Below are 17,643 nucleotides of genomic sequence, written 5' to 3'. Positions count from 1 at the left end.
TCAGGGGTTGCGCGCCAGCACCATGGCGTGTTGCGGCCCGTAGCTGCCGCCCAGGTACAGCTCGCCGGTGTCGAGAAAGCCGCAGTGCAGGTAGAGCTGGTAGGCGCTGGTGTTTTTGCAGTTGACGGTGAGGTAGAGATCGCCGCCGGTCAGCGCCTGCGCCTGCAGATAGGCGGGCAAGGCCAGCAGCGCCTGCTTGGCGTAGCCGCGGCCTTGAAAATCCTGGCCCACCAGGAAAGAGCGCAAGCCGATGGCATTGGCGGGCGCAAACGGGTGGCTGCTGGCAAAGCACTCGTCCAGGCGGAAAAAACCGACCGCCGTGCCGTTTTGTGCCATGACGTGGCCGCTCAAGCCCTGGCTGCCCAGTGTTTGCAGCAGCGCTGGCAGATCGCCAATGAAGGGCTGCTGGTGCGGAAGGATGGTGAGCCGGCTGACCTGATCGTGCCAGTCTGCGGTGTAGGGAACGAGCTGCATCATGCTTGGGGCGCAGCGCTGCGCCGCTGGGTGGACCAGCCTTGCAGGTGTTGCTGGGCCAGCTCGCTCAGCGCGGTGATCCAGCCGGGCTGGTCGTTGAGGCAGGGAATGTAGTCAAAGCGCTGGCCACCGGCGTGGACAAAGGCTTCGCGCACTTCCTGGTTGATTTCTTCCAGCGTTTCCAGGCAGTCGGCGGCAAAGCCCGGGCACATGATTTGTACGTGCTTGACACCTTGCTTAGCCAGCGCAATCAGGCTGGGTTCGGTGTACGGCTCCAACCATTTGGCCTTGCCAAAGCGCGACTGGAAGGTGACCAGGTATTCGCTCTCTTGCAAGCCCAGCTCGGCGGCCAGCAAGCGGGCGGTGGCGCGCGATTGGCGCTCGTACGGATCGCCCAGGCGCACATTGCGCTCGGGAATGCCGTGGAAGCTGAGCACCAGCTTTTCGGCACGGCCATCGCTTTGCCATTGTTTGCGCACCGAGGCAGCCAGCGCGGCGATGTAGCCCGGGTGATCGTGGTAATCGCCGACAAAACGCAGCTCGGGAATGGCGCGCACGTCCTGGGTCCAGGCATTGACGGCATCGATCACGCTGGCCGTGGTGGTGGCCGAGTACTGCGGGTACAGCGGCAGCACCAGCACTCGGTCTACGCCCTCGGCCTTGAAAGCATCGAGCTGGCTGGCAATGGACGGCGTGCCGTAACGCATGGCCGGCCGCACCAGCACCTGGTGGCCGGCTTCACCGAGCCAGCCGCGCAGGAGCTTGGCTTGTTTGGTGGTCCACACCAGCAGCGGCGATCCCTCGGGCGTCCACACCGTCTGGTACTTGGCGGCCGATTTGGCGGGCCGCGTGCGCAAGATGATGCCGTGCAGCAGCGGCTTCCAGACCAGTGGCGGAATCTCCACCACGCGCTGGTCGCTCAGAAATTCGGCCAGGTAGCGGCGCGTGGCGGCGGTGGTGGGCGCGTCGGGGGTGCCCAGGTTGCACAGCAAAATGCCGGTGCGGATGGGGCCGGGAGAAGTCTGCGGTTCGGGGCGAAAGCGTGGAGCCATGGCAGGGATTGTCGCAGTTTGGCCTTGCCGGCACCGGCTTCACGGGCAAAATGCCGGCCATGCTAGACATCTCCCGAATCCGCGCCATCAGCCTCGACCTGGACGATACCTTGTGGCCCGTGCTGCCCACTTTGAAGGCGGCCGAGGCCGCGCAGCACGCTTTTTTGAGCGAGCACGCGCCATCTACGGCGGCCTTGCTGCAGGACAAAGCAGCGGCCAGCACCATCCGCTTGTCGGTGCGCACCGATTTTGCGCACATGGCGCATGACATGACGCATTTCCGCCAGGAGTTCATCCGCCGTGCGCTGGCGCATGCAGGTGATTCGCTTGAGCTGGTGGAGCCCACCTTTGCCCGGTTCTATGCGGCGCGCAACCAGGTGAGCTGGTTTGCCGAGGTGGAAGACGCGCTGGTGTGGCTCTCGGCCCGCTACCCTTTGGTAGCAGTGTCCAACGGCAATGCGCGGCTGGACCTGGTGGGTTTGTCGCCCTGGTTCAAGGCGGCGGCCAGCGCGCACGAGGTGGGCGCTGCCAAGCCCGATGCGCGCATCTTCCAGGCCGCAGCCCAGGCCCTGGATGTGCCGCTCCATGCCTTCTTGCATGTGGGCGATGACGCCGCTTTGGATGTGCAAGGCGCACTGGCCTGCGGCATGCAAACCGCCTGGGTACAGCGCCAAGAGTTGGAGCACCACCAGACTGCCGCCGAAGCCGCACATTTGCAGTGGCCGCTGGCCAGTGCCGCGCCGCAGGCGATGGTGCGCGATCTGGCTGAGCTGTGCCAGCTGCTGGGCCGCTGAATCGAGCTGCTAAATCGGACCATTCAGCGCAGCGCGTGAGCGGCAGCAATGCCGCTGCGCACCGCGCCTTCCAAGGTGGCGGGGTAAGGCCCGTCAATATAGTCGCCGCAAGCCACCAGGCCGGGCGCAATGGCCAACTCGGGCCGCAACAGGCCGGGCGTGCAGGCGAAGGTGGCGCGCTTTTCCACCACGGTTTGCAGGGCTTGCAGATCCAGCCCCAACTGCGCTTTGGCCTGGGCGATCACATGCTGCTCAATCTCGGCGCGGCTGCCCACGCTGGTGCTGATGACAAAGGCCAACAAACCTGCCGGGCCGCCCAGTTGGCCGCGGTCAAAGACAAACTGCGCAGGCTGCTCCGCACTGTTGTGCAAAGCCAGCATGGGCGCAGGCAAGAGGCGAGCCGGGCCGCAGCCCGGGCCTTGCCAGGCGTAGACGGTGGCAATGGCCGTGTGCTGCAGCGCTTGCGCGCACTGCGCCCATTCTTGCGCCTGCGGCAGGGCGGCGGCTACCAGGCGAGCGCTTTCCCAAGCGGGCGTTGCCAGCACTACCGCATCGAACGGAATGCCTTGTACCTGCCAGCCTTGAGGCGTTTGCGCGATCTGCTGCACGCGTCGGCTGCTGTAACTGTTGTGGCCGCGGGCAGCCAGCCATTCCACGGCAGTGCCAGGGAAGAGGCTGCCAAGATCGATCTGCGGCAGCCAGAATTGCGAGCCTTTGGCCACAGCAAACAGGCTGTCTTGCAACACGCGCAAAAACACCTGGCCGCTGGCCTGCTCAATGGGTGTGTTGAGTGCCGAGATGCACAGCGGATCAAAAAACTCGGCCAGCAAGCGCTGCGGCAAGCCATGGCACAAATCGGCCACCGTGGTTTGCGGCGCGCAGCGAAAGCCCTGGCGCCGCCAGCGGGCGCTGCGCAGCAAAAGCTGGCTGCGCTCGGCCAGCGACCAGCCCCGCGCGCTGGCAATGCCCCACAGCGCATCCCAGGGCGTGGGCCAATCGGGGAACTGGATGCCGGAGCCGTCGGGGTAGCGCATGCTCAGCGGCATTTGTGCAAAAGCCGCTTCGGCGTTGACGCCCACGCGCTCCATCAGCGCGCGGCAGGCGGTGTAGGCGCCAATCAGAATGTGCTGGCCGTTGTCCGCGCTCACCTGCTGGCCGTTGGGTAACTGCAGTGCCATGCCGCGGGCGCGCCCGCCCCAGTGGCTGGCGGCCTCGTACACCGTCACTTTGTGGGCGGTGGTAGACGCCAGCTCCACCGCTGCGGCCATGCCGGCCCAGCCGCCGCCAATGACGGCGATGCGTTGGCTTGCCATGCCCGTTTACATGCGCCCCAGCGCTTGCATGCGCCAGGCCAGCCAGAGCTTGCGCAGCGGCGTGAGGCTGATGCGCTGGTGCAGCACCTGGAACTGGTCGCTCTCGATCTCGCGCAACAAGGTGCGGTAGATGCTGGCCATCATCAGGCCGGGCTTTTGGGCGCGCAGATCTTGCGGCGGCAGCAGGGCCAGCGCTTCGTCGTACAAACGGTGGGCGCGCTCGGCCTGGAACTTCATGAGCGCGGCAAAGCGGTCGGAGTATTTGCGGTTGAGGATTTCATGCGCTTTCACATCGAACTGCTGCAACTCGTTGACCGGCAGATAGATGCGGCCGCGCATGGCGTCTTCGCCCACGTCGCGGATGATATTGGTCAGCTGAAAAGCCAAGCCCAGCTTGTGCGCGTACTGCGTGGTCTGCTCGCTGCTCTGGCCAAAAATGCGCGCTGCCACTTCGCCCACCACGCCTGCCACCAGGTGGCAGTAGCGCTGCAGGCCGGCAAAATCGAGGTAACGGGTTTGCTCCAGATCCATCTGGCAGCCTTCCACCACCGCCAGCAAATGCTCGGCGCGGATACCAAAGGCCTGCGCGTGCGGCATCAGCGCCTGCATCACCGGGTGGCTGGGCTGGCCGGCAAAGCTCTTGCGCACCTCGCCCTGCCACCAGGCCAGCTTGGTGGCGGCCACGCCGGGGTCGCTCACCTCGTCGACCACATCGTCCACCTCACGGCAAAAGGCGTAGAAGGCGGTAATGGCCGCCCGCCGGTCCTTGGGCAGGAAGAGAAAGGCGTAGTAAAAGCTGCTGCCCGAGGCGGCGGCCTTGTCTTGTACGTACTGCTGGGGCGTGGTCATAGGGGGCGTATTGTCCCATGGGCTGGCGGCTTGGCGTGCAAGCGGGCGATGGCAGGGTGAGATGCGCGGTGTTGCACTGTTTCGGTGCAGGTGCAACGGCAAACGCTTACAAAACCGGGTTTTTACTGTGGCGAGTAATTTTGTTGACATTGTCTGGAAGGTGTCAGCTTCGTGTCAGGCAAAATCGCAATTTCTGTAGGAAAAACAACTAATTAAGTTGTTGTATTTCCTTATAGGCCCAGTAGAATAGCGCGAAGAAATGTTGGTTTCTTGTTCCAGATTAAGTTTCGTGCGCAATAGAAAACGTAAATCAACATCATTATATGCATATAATTCAACTCTCCAAGGAGGGGGAAGAGGAGAGCACATCTGCCTCATGAGGGTGAGTCAAAGCAGATGCTGCCGGTGTTGGATCTACCAACACTGTTACGTGGTAATCAGCTGCAAGCGGTGTGATTGATGCACAGTTTGCAGCTGATTTTTTGCCTCAAATATATGAAGAAGGGCTGGCAGCCATTGCGGCGGCCAGCCCATTTTTCTGCTCCCAGGCGCATGGCGGGGCTGGCAACAAGCAAGGCTGGCTGCTGCCACAAAGTCGTCTCTGTGCTCATAATTCGCCCATGCGCATACTCTTGGTAGAAGACGATCACATGATTGGCGAAGTGGTGCTGGACGCACTGCGCGCCGAACACTGGGCGGTAGATTGGGTCAAAGACGGGGCCATGGCGCAAACGGCGCTGGCCACCGGCGAATACGATCTCGTGCTGCTCGACCTGGGCCTGCCCCAGGTGGACGGCCTGCAGGTGCTGCGCGAGATGCGCAGCCGCAAACAGCGCACGCCGGTGCTGGTTGCCACAGCGCGCGACGCCATCGCCGAGCGCGTGGCCGGTCTGGACGCCGGTGCGGACGACTACATCATCAAACCCTACGATCTCGACGAGCTGCTGGCGCGCATTCGCGCCCTCTTGCGCCGCGCCAGTGGCCGGGCCGAGCCGGAATACGTTTGGGGCGCCGTGCGCATCGTGCCTGCCACCCGCGAGGCTTTTGTCGACGGCAAACCGGTCAGCCTCTCGGCCCGCGAATGGGCCGTGCTGGAGCCGCTGCTGGCGCGCCCGGGTAGGGTGTTGTCGCGTGCGCAGCTCGAAGAAAAGCTCTATTCCTGGCGCGACGACGTCAGCAGCAATGCGGTGGAGGTGTATATCCACGGCGTGCGCAAAAAGCTGGGCGCCGAGCTGATCCAGAACGTGCGCGGCCTGGGCTATCTGGTGCCTGCGGAGAACGCAGAGTGAACAGCGCCGGCCAGGCCGATGCGCAGCGCACCAGCGGCAAAAGCTTCTCGCTGCGTGCCCGCCTGAGTTGGGCATTGCTGGCCGTAGTGGCTGTGGCCGCTTGCGTGCAAGCGTTCAGTATCTACCGTACCGCGAGCGCCGAGACTGAGGCTTTGTTTGACGGCCAGATGCAGCGCATTGCACTGGCCTTATCCGCCGGCCTAGCGTCAGAAGTGGCGTCAGACGCGCTGAGCGATCCGCAAGGCCGGGCGCAAGACATGATCGTGCAGATCTGGCGCGCCGACGGCATCATGCTCTACCGCTCCAGCAACGCCCGCTTGCTGCCGCAAGTGGCAGTGCTGGGTTTCAGCGATGCGCGAGCGCAGGGCACGGCTTTTCGCATCTATGCCTTGCAAACGCCCACGCAGGTGATTCAGGTGGCGCAAGAAATGGCATCGCGCCGCCAAATGGCTGGCGACGTGGCGCTGCGCTCCATCGCGCCAGTGCTGTTGCTGGCGCCACTGATCATGCTGGTGGTGTGGTGGGTAGTGGCGCGCACACTGGCGCCGCTGCAGCGCACGCGTGAGCAACTGGCAGCCCGCAAGGCGGATGATTTGTCGCCGCTGCCCGAGGGTGATCTGCCACAGGAAGTGCAGCCGCTGGTGCAAGAGATGAACTTGCTGCTGGCGCGTCTGCAAGCCGCGTTTGATGCTTTGCAGCGCTTTGTCGGCGATGCCGCCCACGAGCTGCGCACGCCGCTGGCCGCTTTGCGTCTGCAAGTGCAAAGCCTGGCGCGCGCACCGGACGATGCGGCTCGCCGCGTTGCCAGCGAGCGCGTTACCGCTGGCATCGACCGCGCCACGCGCATGGTCGAGCAGCTCCTGTCGCTGGCCCGCCAAGAGGCCGGCCAAATGCAGGCCGCGCCACCGCAGCCAGTCGACATGGCGCAACTGTGCCAGCGCAGCGTGGAAGAGCTGCAGCCCCTCGCGCAGCAAGCGGGCCTGCAACTGCTGTGTACTACTGACCCGGCCGCCCCCCAGGTTATTGGTCAGCCCGATGCGCTGGCGCTGCTACTGCGCAATCTGCTGGAAAATGCTCTGCGCTACACGCCCACCGGCGGCCAAGTGCAATGCACTTGGGGTGCCGACGGCGCGGCCGTACTGAGTGTGGAAGACAGCGGCCCCGGCATCGCCGCCGAAGAGCGCGAACGCGTGCTGGACCGCTTCTACCGCGTGCCCGGCACCAGCGCTCACGGCAGCGGTTTGGGCCTGGCCATCGTGGCCGCTGTAGCACGCCAGCACCAGGCGCGCCTGCTGCTGGATGAATCGCCGCAACTGGGCGGCTTGCGGGTGCAGGTGGTGTTCTGATCCGCTGCTGCGCTGAACAGCGCAAAAGTGGGTGGTCGCAAGCTGCTGCTGGTGGTGGGATTCGCCACGAGAATCGTTCCATTCAATCTGCGAACCTCTAGGGTTTGCAGGGATTCGGCTTATCGGCTGCTCGCGGATAAAGGGAGGACATAAGAACCATCAGGAGACCCTCATGATCCACCGCGTTGCAGTGCTTGCCCTGGCTCTGGGCTGTGTTTGGGGCAGCATAGCCTCAGCTCAACCCAAGTCTTTTCCCAACCAGCCCATCAAGCTGGTGGTAGGTTACTCGCCGGGAGGCTCGGTCGATATCGTGGCCCGCAAGTACGGGCAAAAGCTCTCCGAGCTGCTGGGCCAAAGCGTGGTGGTGGAAAACAAGGCCGGGGCGAGCGGTACTGTGGCGGCCAGCTTTGTCAAAAACGCCGCGCCCAATGGCTACACGCTGTACTTCGTTGCCAGCCCGACGATCAGCATCACGCCGGCTGTCACGGCCACCAGTTTTGATCCCATCAAGGATTTTTCGCCGATAGGCTCGGTGGTCAAATACACCAACGTGCTGCTGGTGGGGCAGCAGTCGCCTTACAAGACGCTGCAGCAACTGGTGGATTTTGGCAAAGCCAACCCTGGGCAGCTGACTTATGCATCTGCCGGCAATGGCTCATCGAACCATCTCTCGGGTGTGCTACTGGGCAAATACGCGGGCTTGTCGATGACGCATGTGCCCTTCAAGGGCAACGCTCCGGCAATGGCGGAGCTGATGGCAAACCGGGTCGCAATTCTCTTCGATCTGAACACGACGGCAGTTGCGCAAGTGCAAAGCGGCAGCGTGCGGGCGCTGGCGCTGACATCGCCCACGCGCAACAAGAAGCTGCCAGATACACCGACGATGGTGGAGGCCGGCTACCCGGATTTCAATTTTGAAGGCTGGATCGGATTGCTGGCGCCGGCACAAACGCCACCGGACGTAGTGGATGCGCTCGCGCAAGCCAACCAAAAAATTGTGGCGGATGCCAGCTTTGTGGCTGACATGGAGAACTCTGGCTACGACCTGGATCCGGTCTCCGTTGCTGAGCTGAAAAAACGGATTGCCTACGACTACGAATTCTTCAAAAAGCTGGCGCCCGATGTACAGGCCAGCCAGTAAACAGACCCAAGACTTCCAACGCGATTCAAACCATGTCCATAACCAACGTCGGCGATCTGGTCGCCCGCTTTCTGCACGCTATCGATACGGAGCTGATTTTCGGCATTATCTCGGTGCACAACATTCCGATCATGGACGGTATAGCACGCCAAGGCGGCATGCGCGTGGTGATGACACGCGGCGAAATGGGCGCTGCCCATATGGCCGACGGCTATGCACGCCGCAGCGGCAAGCTGGGCGTGCTGGTTTCAAGTACGGGGCCGGGAGCTGCCAACACGGTTTCCGGTTTGCTGGAGGCGTCGTTCGCCTCCACGCCGTTGCTGCACATCACCGGGCAGGTGCCTCGCCAATTCTTGGGCCGCGACACCGGCGCTACGCACAATGTGCGCGATCAACTTGGCATGCTGCAAAGCGTGTGCAAGGCCAGTTACCGGATTGAGCGTGCGGAAGATGCCGCCCGTATTCTGCAAATGGCCGCCACGCAAGCACTGACGCCGCCCATGGGGCCGGTGAGCGTGGAAATCCCCATCGATGTACAAAAGCTCCCGGTTGCCATTCCTGCATGGCAAAGCTCGCCACTGGCCCTGCCGGAGCCCGTGCGCGCCAGCGATAAAGCCATTGACGAGCTGGCCCGACGGGTGCGCCAGGCCAAGCGCCCCATGCTGTGGGTGGGGCGTGGTGCCTTGGCCTGCAGCAAGCCTTTGCAGCAGTTGCTGGACATGGGCTTTGGCATGGTGTCGAGCTGGGCGGGGCGGGGCATCGTCCCCGAAGACCATCCGCAAAACCTCGGCGGTCTCAACGGCACAGGCGCGCCCGAGGTGGTCGACTTCTACCAGACAGTGGATCTGATGCTGGTTGTCGGTTCCCGGTTGCGTGGGCAGGAAACGGTTGACCAGAGTTTGGCCTTGCCAGCGCGCCGGGTGCAGATCGATATCGACACCGCAGCGCATGGCCGTGCTTACGATTGCGAGTACTTCGTTCATGGCGATGCACAAGATGTGCTGGAGCGGCTGGTGGCTTGCTTGGGCGATGGCTACCAGGCAGAACCTCACTACCATGAGCAGTTCGCCAGCATGAAGCGCCAGGCGCGTCAGTCGTTTGCCAAAACGCTGGGGCCCTACGAGCACTTCGCCGAACAACTGCGCAAGCAACTGCCCAGAAATGCAGTCTGGGCGCGGGATATCACCGTAGCCAATTCGACCTGGGGTAATCGCCTGTTCGAAATCTATGGCCCACGCGATGCCATGCACCCGGTAGGCGCTGGCATCGGCCAAGGCTTGCCTTTGGGCATAGGCGCAGCGTTTGCCGCCCAGAGTGCCAAGACTGTGGTGTTGAGTGGCGATGCCGGTTTTGTGATGAATGTGTGTGAGCTGTGGACAGCCATGCAGGAAAAACTCGACATGCTGTGCATCGTGATGAACGACGCGGGCTACGGCGTGATCAAACACATGCAGGATGCGAACTTTGGCGGGCGCAGGGTCTATGGCGATCTGGCACCACCCGACTTTCAATCGCTGGCGCAATCGGCCGGCATGGCCTATGCCAAGGTGGCGCTGGCTGATGACTTGGCACCCACCGTGGCGCAGTTTGCCAATATGCCGGGGCTTGCGCTGGTGGAGGTAGACATGCTGGCCATTGGTGAAGCACCTGCCTATTTTCCGTATCGCAAGTCTTGAACGGCCACTTGGAATGCCAACACCGGTAATGCCAACTGGCAGTCGCAGCAGCCAGCCATTCCATCATCCACCTAAGCCTCGCCTAAGCAAGTTCTAAGCCTCCTCTAAGTCTTGCTCTTCACACTGTGCGCATTGACAAAACATGCGTTAGAGGAGTGCAAGATGAACGGTTCTGCTTTCCAACTGGGTTCCAAAAAACTGGTGGCGGCCTTGCTGGCTGCTGGTGTGTTGGGTGGTGTAGGCGCGACGGCGGTGCAGCACCTGCAAAAGAATGCGCAGGCGCAAGTGCCTGCGGTAGTGGCGCAAGCAGCGCCCAGCGCGGTGGCGCCAGCGGCGGTGGCTTTGCCCAATTTCAGCTCCATCACGGCGCAGGCAGGGCCTGCGGTGGTGAATATCAGCGTGCGAGGCACGCGCACGGTTGGCAATGACGATGGGGACGATGATGCGGATGCAGCGCCCTCGGCCAACCGCGGCTCGCAGATGGATCCGGACGATCCCATGCTGCAGTTCTTCAAGCAGTTTGGTTTGCCCATGCCGCAACAGGGCCAGCGTGGCTTTGGCCGGCAGATGCCGCAAGAGGTGCCGATGGCGGGCGAGGGCTCGGGCTTTATCGTCAGCGCCGATGGCACGATTTTGACCAATGCCCACGTTGTCAAAGGCGCCAAGACGGTGACCGTCAAGCTGACGGATCGGCGCGAGTTCAAGGCCAAGGTGCTGGGCTCGGATGCCAAGACCGATATTGCCGTGCTCAAGATCGATGCCAAGGATTTGCCGGTGGCCAAGCTGGGCGATTCCAAGGCCGTGCAGCAAGGCGAATGGGTGCTGGCGATTGGTTCGCCGTTTGGCTTTGACAACTCGGTGACGGCCGGCGTGGTCAGCGCCAAAGGCCGCGCTTTGCCCGACGACAGCGCCGTGCCTTTTATCCAGACCGATGTGGCGGTGAACCCCGGTAACTCCGGCGGCCCGCTGCTCAATACGCGCGGCGAGGTGGTGGGCATCAACTCGCAGATCTACAGCCGAAGCGGTGGTTACCAAGGTCTATCATTTGCGATCCCGATTGACCTGGCGGTGAATATCAAGGACCAGATCGTCGCCCACGGCAAGGTGGAGCATGCGCGTCTGGGCGTGGTGATCCAGGAGGTGAACCAGGCGTTTGCCGATTCCTTCAAACTGCCCAAGCCCGAAGGTGCGCTGGTAGCCAGTGTGGAAAAAGGCGGCCCTGCTGACAAGGCTGGCCTGCAGCCCGGTGACGTGATCACCAGCTACAACGGCCAGGCTATTGTGTCGTCGAACGATCTGCCCGCCGCCATTGCCACGGCACGCCCGGGTGCAAATGCGGATTTGCAGGTGTGGCGCCAAGGCAAGCCGACCAGCGTGCAAGCCACTTTGGGGGGCAACACCAGCAAAGATGTGAAGCAGGCCGCCAACGAGCAAGTGGGTAAAGGCAAGCTGGGCCTGGCGCTGCGCGAGCTGACGCCGCAAGAGAAGCAAGGCAGCGGCGCCCAGAACGGCTTGGTGGTGGAGCGCGCCGCCGGCCCGGCCGCCATGGCGGGCGTGCAGCCTGGCGATGTGGTGCTGTCGGTCAACGGCGTGCCCGTCAGCGGTATCGACGCCCTACGCCAACAAGTGGCGCAGTCTGACAAGTCGGTGGCCTTGCTGATTGAGCGCAATGGGCAGAAAATTTTCGTCCCGGTGCAGCTGGGCTGATCGATGGCAGACAGCCCGGCCAGGCCTGGCGGGCGGCAGACTTGCACCGCCCGGTTGCCTCTACACTCTCCTCGGGGGTTTTAGCCCTCCTTGGGCCGAATCCGTATGGGTTCGGCCTTTTTTCGGTCTGCCTTGTTCGCAGTCGCCGGTTGCTCACATCCCCAGCGTGCGCCAGAGCATCAGCGGTACGTCGGCCTTGCCTACGGTTTTGCGCTCCCACAGGCTGCGGCCTTGCAGGGCTTGCACTTTGTCCAGAATGCGCAGGCCGCCTTGCACCACCAGGCGCAGCTCCCAGCCTGCGCGGCCGGGGATGCTGTGGACCAGCGGTGCGCCTTGCAGCATGAGCTGGCGTGCCCAGACAGCCTGCTGCATGACGAGCTGGCGCAGCGCGGGCGAATCCTGGCGCTGTTGCATGGCCGTCAAACTGATGCCGGCAGCTGCGCGGTCGGCGTCGGTCAGGTAGTAGCGGCCGCGTGGAATGTCCACGCTCAGGTCTTGCCAGAAGTTGATCAGCTGCAGCGCGCTGCAGATGGCGTCGCTTTGGGTGAGCGATGTCGCGTCGTTCACGCCATATAAATGCAGCAGCAGGCGGCCCACCGGGTTGGCAGAGCGGCGGCAGTAGTCGAGCAGCTCGGCGCAGTCGGCATAGGTAGCGGCTTGCTCGGTTTTGGCTATGTCCTGCATGAAGGCGCTGAGCAGATCGTCGAGCAGCGGTACCGGCAATTGCCATTGCGCAATGCTGGCTTGCAGTGGCGCGAACACGGTTTGCCAGCGCGCAGCCGGTGCTGCGCCGGTGGCAATGCGCGCTAACTCGTCGCGGTAGGCCTGCAGCTCGGCAATGCGTTCGCTGGCGCTGGCCTCGCCTTCGTCGGCTATGTCGTCAGCGGTGCGGGCAAAGTGGTAGATGGCGGCAATGGGCGGGCGCAGGCGCGGCGGGCACAGCCACGAGGCGACCGGAAAGTTCTCGTAATGGGTAACGGCGGGCGCAGTGGCGGATGCAGTTGCGGGCGCGGGAGCGGATGTGGGAGCAGGGCGGTTCACAGCGGCGATGCTAGCGCATCCACAACCCCGAAGGCGCCCTGGGCACCGATTGACAGCAACCGGGCTTGTCTCTAAATTAGTGACCCGTTGGTCATTAGTGACCCGGCTCCGGTGGTTTTTGCGGTGGGCGCACAAGCATTCCGGGGCTTTTTCGATAGCTATCCATGTCTTATCCCCTTTTCACGGCAGCGCGTACTGGCGCTGTCGGGCTGGCGCTGTGTCTGCTGGCCGCCTGCTCGCGCCAGGAGGCGCCGCCTGAGCCGGTGCGTGCCGTCAAGTTGCAAACCGTGGGCGCCGCGCCGCTGGTGGCCAAGGCCGAGTTTGCTGGCGATATTCGGGCGCGCACCGAGGCGCAACTGGGTTTCCGCGTAGCGGGCAAGGTGCTCAGCCGCAACGTCGAGCTGGGCCAGACCGTCAAGCCCGGCCAGTTGCTGGCCCAGCTCGATGGCGCTGATTACGCTTTGGCCGCGCAGGGCGCCCAGGCGCAGGTGCAGGCGGCTACTACCCAGCGCGATCTGGCGGCGGCCAATTACCACCGCTTCAAAGAGCTGCGCGACAAAAACTTCATCAGCGCCGCCGAGATGGAGCGTCATGCGGCATCGCTCAAATCGGCCCAGGCCCAGTTGGACCAGGCCAAGGCCAACGCGGCGGCCCAGGGCAATCAGACGGCTTACACGCGCCTGGTGGCCGATGTGGCCGGCGTGGTGACTGCAGTCAACGTAGAGCCCGGCCAAGTGGTAGCTGCCGGTGCGCCCGTGTTGCGCATTGCCAAGGATGGCGCGCGCGACGCCGTGTTTGCCGTGCCCGAAGACCGCATTGCGCAGACCAAGACTGGCCAGCCGGTGCAGCTCAAGGTGTGGCCCGACGAGGAACTGCTCACTGCCCATATTCGCGAAGTGGCGGCCAGCGCTGATGCGGCCACGCGCACTTACCAGGTCAAGGCCACATTGGACGCGGCCGACCCCGAGCGCTTGCCCAAGCTGGGCGCCACGGTGACGGTGATTCCACAAGGCTTGCAAGGCGATGCCAGCCCGGCGGCGCAGGCCATCAAGCTGCCTTTGGCGGCGCTGTGGGAGAAGGCTGGCAAAAGCCAGGTATGGGTGTTTGACGCCGCCAGCTCCAGCGTGCAGCCGCAGGCAGTGGGTGTGGCGCGCATTGATGGCAACGAGGCGGTAATCCAAAGCGGCTTGAAGGCTGGCCAGCAAGTGGTGATTGCAGGCGTGCATGTGCTGAGCGCCGGGCAGAAGGTGACGGTTTTCCAGTCCAAGTACGACAAGACGCAAGACCCGCAGGCAGCGGCTGCGGGCAATTCGGTGGTGGCGGGCGATGCGGCAGCGGCCGCCGCCAAGCCTTGAGAGGGCGGTATGCAAGATCGGGCAACGCCTTCTACACCTTCGTCTTCCGAGCCTGCTACGGGTTCTGAAGCTTCGCCTGCCAATACGGCCCCGGCTGAAAAGCACTGGGTCAGCAAGGGTTTCAATCTTTCGCGCTGGGCTTTGCAGCATGTGCCGCTGACGCGCTATTTGCTGATCGTGCTGCTGGTGCTGGGCCTGGGCGCGTATTTCCAGTTGGGCCAGGACGAGGACCCGCCTTTCACCTTCCGCGCCATGGTGGTGTCGGCCTACTGGCCGGGCGCCACGGCGCAGCAGATTGCCGAGCAGGTGACCGACAAGCTCGAGCGCACTTTGCAAGACGTGCCGGGCGCCGACAAGATAGTCAGCTACTCCAAGCCGGGCGAGACGCTGATCATTCTGAATCTGCGCGAGGACACCAAGCCCGCCGAGGTGCCGCAGACCTGGCTGACGGTGCGCAAAAAGATCGGCGACATGCGCGCCACCCTGCCGCAAGGCGTGCTGGGGCCGTTCTTCAACGACGATTTCGGCGATGTGTACGGCGTGATCTACGCTTTGCAGGGCGAAGGCTACAGCTACGCCGAGCTCAAGGAATACGCCGACAGCGTGCGCCAGAGTCTGTTGCGCGTGAAAGACGTGGCCAAGGTGGAGCTGTTCGGTGTGCAGGATGAAAAGCTGTTCATCGAGATTTCACGCAGCAAACTGGCCCAGCTCGGGCTGGACATGAACCAGGTGATCGGCCAGCTCGGCCAGCAAAACGCGGTGCAAAGCGGTGGCGAAGTGCAAGCCGCTGCCGACCGCGTGCAGGTGGAGGTGAGTGGCGAGTTCACGCGGCTGGAAGATGTGAAGGCTATGCCGATTCGCGGCCCGGCTGGCGCGCAGCTCAAGCTGGGCGATATTGCCAACATTTACCGCAGCTATATCGACCCGGCCAAGACCAAGGTGCACTACCAGGGTCAGCCCACGGTGGCGCTGGGTATTTCCATGCGCAAGGGCGGCGACGTGATTGCGCTGGGCAAGAACCTGCACGCAGCCAGCGCCAAGATTGCGCAAACCCTGCCCGCCGGCATGACGCTGGCCAATGTGCAAGACCAGCCCAAGGCGGTGTCCACCTCGGTCAACGAGTTTGTGCACACGCTGATCGAGGCGGTGGTGATTGTGCTGGCTGTGAGCTTTCTCAGCCTGGGCCTGCACATCCGCAAAGGGCCGGAAGCGCTGTGGCGCCGCATCAGCGTGGACCCGCGCCCCGGCCTGGTGGTGGGCATCACGATTCCGCTGGTGCTGGCGGCCACTTTTCTGGCCATGTGGTACTGGAATATCGGCTTGCACAAGGTGTCGCTCGGCTCGCTGATCATTGCGCTGGGCCTGTTGGTGGACGACGCGATCATTGCCGTCGAGATGATGGTGCGCAAGCTCGAAGAGGGCTACGACAAGCTCAGCGCAGCGTCGGCGGCGTACGACATCACCTCCAAACCGATGCTGACCGGCACCCTGATCACGGCAGCCGGCTTCATGCCCATCGGTATCGCCAAATCGACCACCGGCGAGTACACGTTTGCGATTTTTGCGGTGACGGTGATTGCGCTGGTCATCAGCTGGGTGGCTTCGGTGTACTTTGTGCCATATCTGGGCACGGTGCTGCTGAAAAAGCCCAAGCATGCAGCCGGTGCCGACGGCGCGGTGCACCACGAGCTGTTCGATACGCCGTTCTACAACGCCTTCCGCCGCACGGTGGCTTGGTGCGTGGTGCACCGCTGGCTCACCATCGGCATCACGATTGCGGTGTTTGTGCTCGGCCTGTTTGGCATGACCAAGGTGCAGCAGCAGTTCTTCCCTGATTCCAACCGCACCGAAATTTTGATGGACGTGTGGCTGCCCGAAGGCGCAAGCATGGCCGCGAACGAAGAGGTGACGCGCCGCATCGAAGCCCGCATGCAAGCGCAAGAGGGCATGGAATCGGTCACCTCGTGGATAGGCTCGGGCGTGCCGCGCTTTTACCTGCCGCTGGACCAGATCTTCCCGCAGACCAATGTGTCGCAGCTGATTTTGCTGCCCAGCAACCTGGCCGAGCGTGATCGTTTGATGAAGCAGCTGCCCGGCTTGCTGGCGCAGGAGTTTCCCGAGGTGCGTGCCCGCGTCAAACTGCTGCCCAGCGGGCCGCCCGTGCCTTACCCGGTGCAGTTCCGCGTGATGGGGCAAGACCCGGTGCTGCTGCGCCAACTGGCCAACGAGGTGAGGGCGCAGCTGGAGGCATCGCCCGACATGCGCGGTGTGAACGACAACTGGAACGAATCCATCAAGGTGCTGCGCCTGGAGGTAGACCAGAGCAAGGCGCGGGCGCTGGGCGTGAGCAACCAGGACATCGCCCAGGCCACGCGCACCCAATTGGCCGGCAACACCATTGGCCAGTACCGCGAAGGCGACAAGCTGATCGACATGGTCTTGCGCCAGCCTGTGGACGAGCGCCAGGCGGTCACCGATGTGGGCAATGCCTACGTGGCTTCGAGCAGTGGGCGGGCCATACCGCTGTCGCAAATCGCCAAGCCCAGCTTTGTCTGGGAGCCGGGCATTCTGTGGCGCCAGGGGCGCGAGTACTCGATCACCGTGCAAGGCGATGTGGCGGCCGGCCTGCAGGGGCCGACGGTCACGCAGCGCCTGTGGCCGGCCTTGCAGCAGCTGCAGCAAGGCTGGGCGGCCAAGGGGCTGAACCAGTACCACATCGAAATCGCTGGCGCGGTGGAAGAAAGCGCCAAGGGCTCGGACTCCATTGCGGCGGGCATGCCGATCATGGTGTTCATCGTCTTCACCTTGCTGATGCTGCAATTGCACAGCTTCAGCCGCTCGGTGCTGGTCTACATCACCGGCTTTTTGGGCATCTCGGGCGTGACGGCGGCGCTGCTGCTGCTGAACCGGCCTTTCGGCTTTGTCGCCTTGCTGGGCGTGATTGCGCTCATGGGCATGATTCAGCGCAACTCGGTGATTCTGATCGACCAGATTGAGGCTAACCATGCTGCTGGCCTGTCTACTTTCGACGCCATCGTCGAAGCGGCCACGCACCGCCTGCGCCCGATCGCGCTGACTGCAGCCGCTGCCGTGCTGGCCATGATTCCGCTCTCGCGCAGCATCTTCTGGGGCCCGATGGCCGTGGCCATCATGGGCGGGCTGATCGTTGCCACGGTGCTGACCTTGCTGGCGCTGCCGGCCATGTACGCTGCCTGGTACCGGGTGAAAACCGAGCACAGCGGCGTGCCCTTGTCGGCCGCAGTTTGAGGTGCAGCATGCCGCTGCAGGTTGGCTACCGTTAGCGCGCATTTTGGCCAGTTTTGGCCAAAATGCCTTGCGCTTGCATGTAGAATTGTCGATTGACCTAAGACGGGATGGGCGGAGCAGTGCTCCAGCCCGGCCCGGCACCGCGCGGGTGGCGAAATTGGTAGACGCACCAGGTTTAGGTCCTGACGGTGGCAACACTGTGCGGGTTCGAGTCCCGCCCCGCGCACCACAAAATTGATAGCTGCCAGCGTATGCTGGTATTGCTGAAAACACTGATAAAGCCGAATTTCTTGAACGAAGTTCGGCTTTTTTCTTGGCCGGGTGGCGGCGGCAAAAGCT

General features: G+C 63.3%; 13 protein-coding genes and 1 tRNA gene. 9 read left to right on the top strand and 5 right to left on the bottom strand.

What is annotated here, in order from left to right:
- Together ACFIQF_RS10720 and hemH are read right to left on the bottom strand one after the other, a co-directional pair.
- Entirely contained in the window at positions 1–477 is a 477-nt protein-coding gene (locus tag ACFIQF_RS10720; protein ID WP_393942672.1) for a GNAT family N-acetyltransferase, read from the bottom strand.
- Positions 474–1,526 (bottom strand): ferrochelatase, encoded by a 1,053-nt coding sequence (hemH, locus tag ACFIQF_RS10715; RefSeq protein ID WP_393942670.1) that lies wholly within the window; start codon positions 1,524–1,526, stop codon positions 474–476. The genes ACFIQF_RS10720 and hemH overlap by 4 nt, the downstream gene beginning before the upstream one ends.
- A 59-nt stretch (positions 1,527–1,585) precedes the next feature.
- Between hemH and ACFIQF_RS10710 the strand changes: the two genes are divergently transcribed.
- Positions 1,586–2,320, top strand: a complete 735-nt coding sequence (locus ACFIQF_RS10710) for an HAD family hydrolase (protein ID WP_393942668.1) — start codon at positions 1,586–1,588, stop codon at positions 2,318–2,320.
- A 23-nt stretch (positions 2,321–2,343) separates the two neighbouring features.
- Here ACFIQF_RS10710 and hpnE read toward each other — a convergent pair whose 3' ends face one another.
- Together hpnE and hpnD are read right to left on the bottom strand one after the other, a co-directional pair.
- A complete protein-coding gene (gene hpnE, locus ACFIQF_RS10705) occupies positions 2,344–3,633 on the bottom strand; it encodes a hydroxysqualene dehydroxylase HpnE (RefSeq protein ID WP_393942666.1) in 1,290 nt (429 codons plus the stop codon).
- Between the two features lie 6 nt (positions 3,634–3,639).
- Positions 3,640–4,482, bottom strand: a complete 843-nt coding sequence (gene hpnD / locus ACFIQF_RS10700) for a presqualene diphosphate synthase HpnD (protein WP_393942664.1) — start codon at positions 4,480–4,482, stop codon at positions 3,640–3,642.
- A 620-nt stretch (positions 4,483–5,102) separates the two neighbouring features.
- On the opposite strand from hpnD, the gene ACFIQF_RS10695 reads away from it, so the two are divergent.
- From ACFIQF_RS10695 to ACFIQF_RS10675, 5 genes are all read left to right on the top strand, one after another.
- On the top strand, positions 5,103–5,771 hold the full coding sequence (locus ACFIQF_RS10695) for a response regulator (RefSeq protein ID WP_393942663.1): 669 nt from the start codon (positions 5,103–5,105) through the stop codon (positions 5,769–5,771).
- Positions 5,768–7,117, top strand: coding sequence for an ATP-binding protein (locus ACFIQF_RS10690; protein WP_393942662.1), 1,350 nt, complete (start codon positions 5,768–5,770; stop codon positions 7,115–7,117). The genes ACFIQF_RS10695 and ACFIQF_RS10690 overlap by 4 nt, the downstream gene beginning before the upstream one ends.
- A gap of 172 nt (positions 7,118–7,289) precedes the next feature.
- Entirely contained in the window at positions 7,290–8,258 is a 969-nt protein-coding gene (locus ACFIQF_RS10685) for a Bug family tripartite tricarboxylate transporter substrate binding protein (protein ID WP_393942661.1), read from the top strand.
- A gap of 32 nt (positions 8,259–8,290) precedes the next feature.
- A complete protein-coding gene (locus ACFIQF_RS10680; protein WP_393942660.1) occupies positions 8,291–9,934 on the top strand; it encodes a thiamine pyrophosphate-binding protein in 1,644 nt (547 codons plus the stop codon).
- Between the two features lie 162 nt (positions 9,935–10,096).
- Positions 10,097–11,641: a DegQ family serine endoprotease gene (locus ACFIQF_RS10675; RefSeq protein ID WP_393942658.1), complete on the top strand. Its 1,545-nt coding sequence runs from the start codon at positions 10,097–10,099 to the stop codon at positions 11,639–11,641.
- 153 nt (positions 11,642–11,794) lie between these two features.
- Here the strand turns inward: ACFIQF_RS10675 and hpnC are convergent, their stop codons facing one another.
- Complete coding sequence (gene hpnC / locus ACFIQF_RS10670) at positions 11,795–12,682, bottom strand: squalene synthase HpnC (protein WP_393942656.1); 888 nt, start codon at positions 12,680–12,682, stop codon at positions 11,795–11,797.
- 164 nt (positions 12,683–12,846) lie between these two features.
- On the opposite strand from hpnC, the gene ACFIQF_RS10665 reads away from it, so the two are divergent.
- The 3 genes from ACFIQF_RS10665 to ACFIQF_RS10655 all read left to right on the top strand — a co-directional run bounded on the left by ACFIQF_RS10665 (position 12,847) and on the right by ACFIQF_RS10655 (position 17,533).
- Positions 12,847–14,037, top strand: a complete 1,191-nt coding sequence (locus ACFIQF_RS10665) for an efflux RND transporter periplasmic adaptor subunit (protein WP_393942655.1) — start codon at positions 12,847–12,849, stop codon at positions 14,035–14,037.
- 9 nt (positions 14,038–14,046) lie between these two features.
- Positions 14,047–17,304, top strand: a complete 3,258-nt coding sequence (locus ACFIQF_RS10660; protein ID WP_393942653.1) for an efflux RND transporter permease subunit — start codon at positions 14,047–14,049, stop codon at positions 17,302–17,304.
- A gap of 142 nt (positions 17,305–17,446) precedes the next feature.
- Positions 17,447–17,533, top strand: a tRNA-Leu gene (locus ACFIQF_RS10655).
- Positions 17,534–17,643 lie beyond the last annotated feature (110 nt).

The organism is Comamonas trifloxystrobinivorans (genome assembly GCF_043359985.1).
GTDB lineage: Bacteria > Pseudomonadota > Gammaproteobacteria > Burkholderiales > Burkholderiaceae_C > Comamonas > Comamonas trifloxystrobinivorans.
The sequence above is the reverse complement of the archived record's forward strand: the minus strand, read 5'-3'. Positions and strand labels throughout refer to the sequence as shown.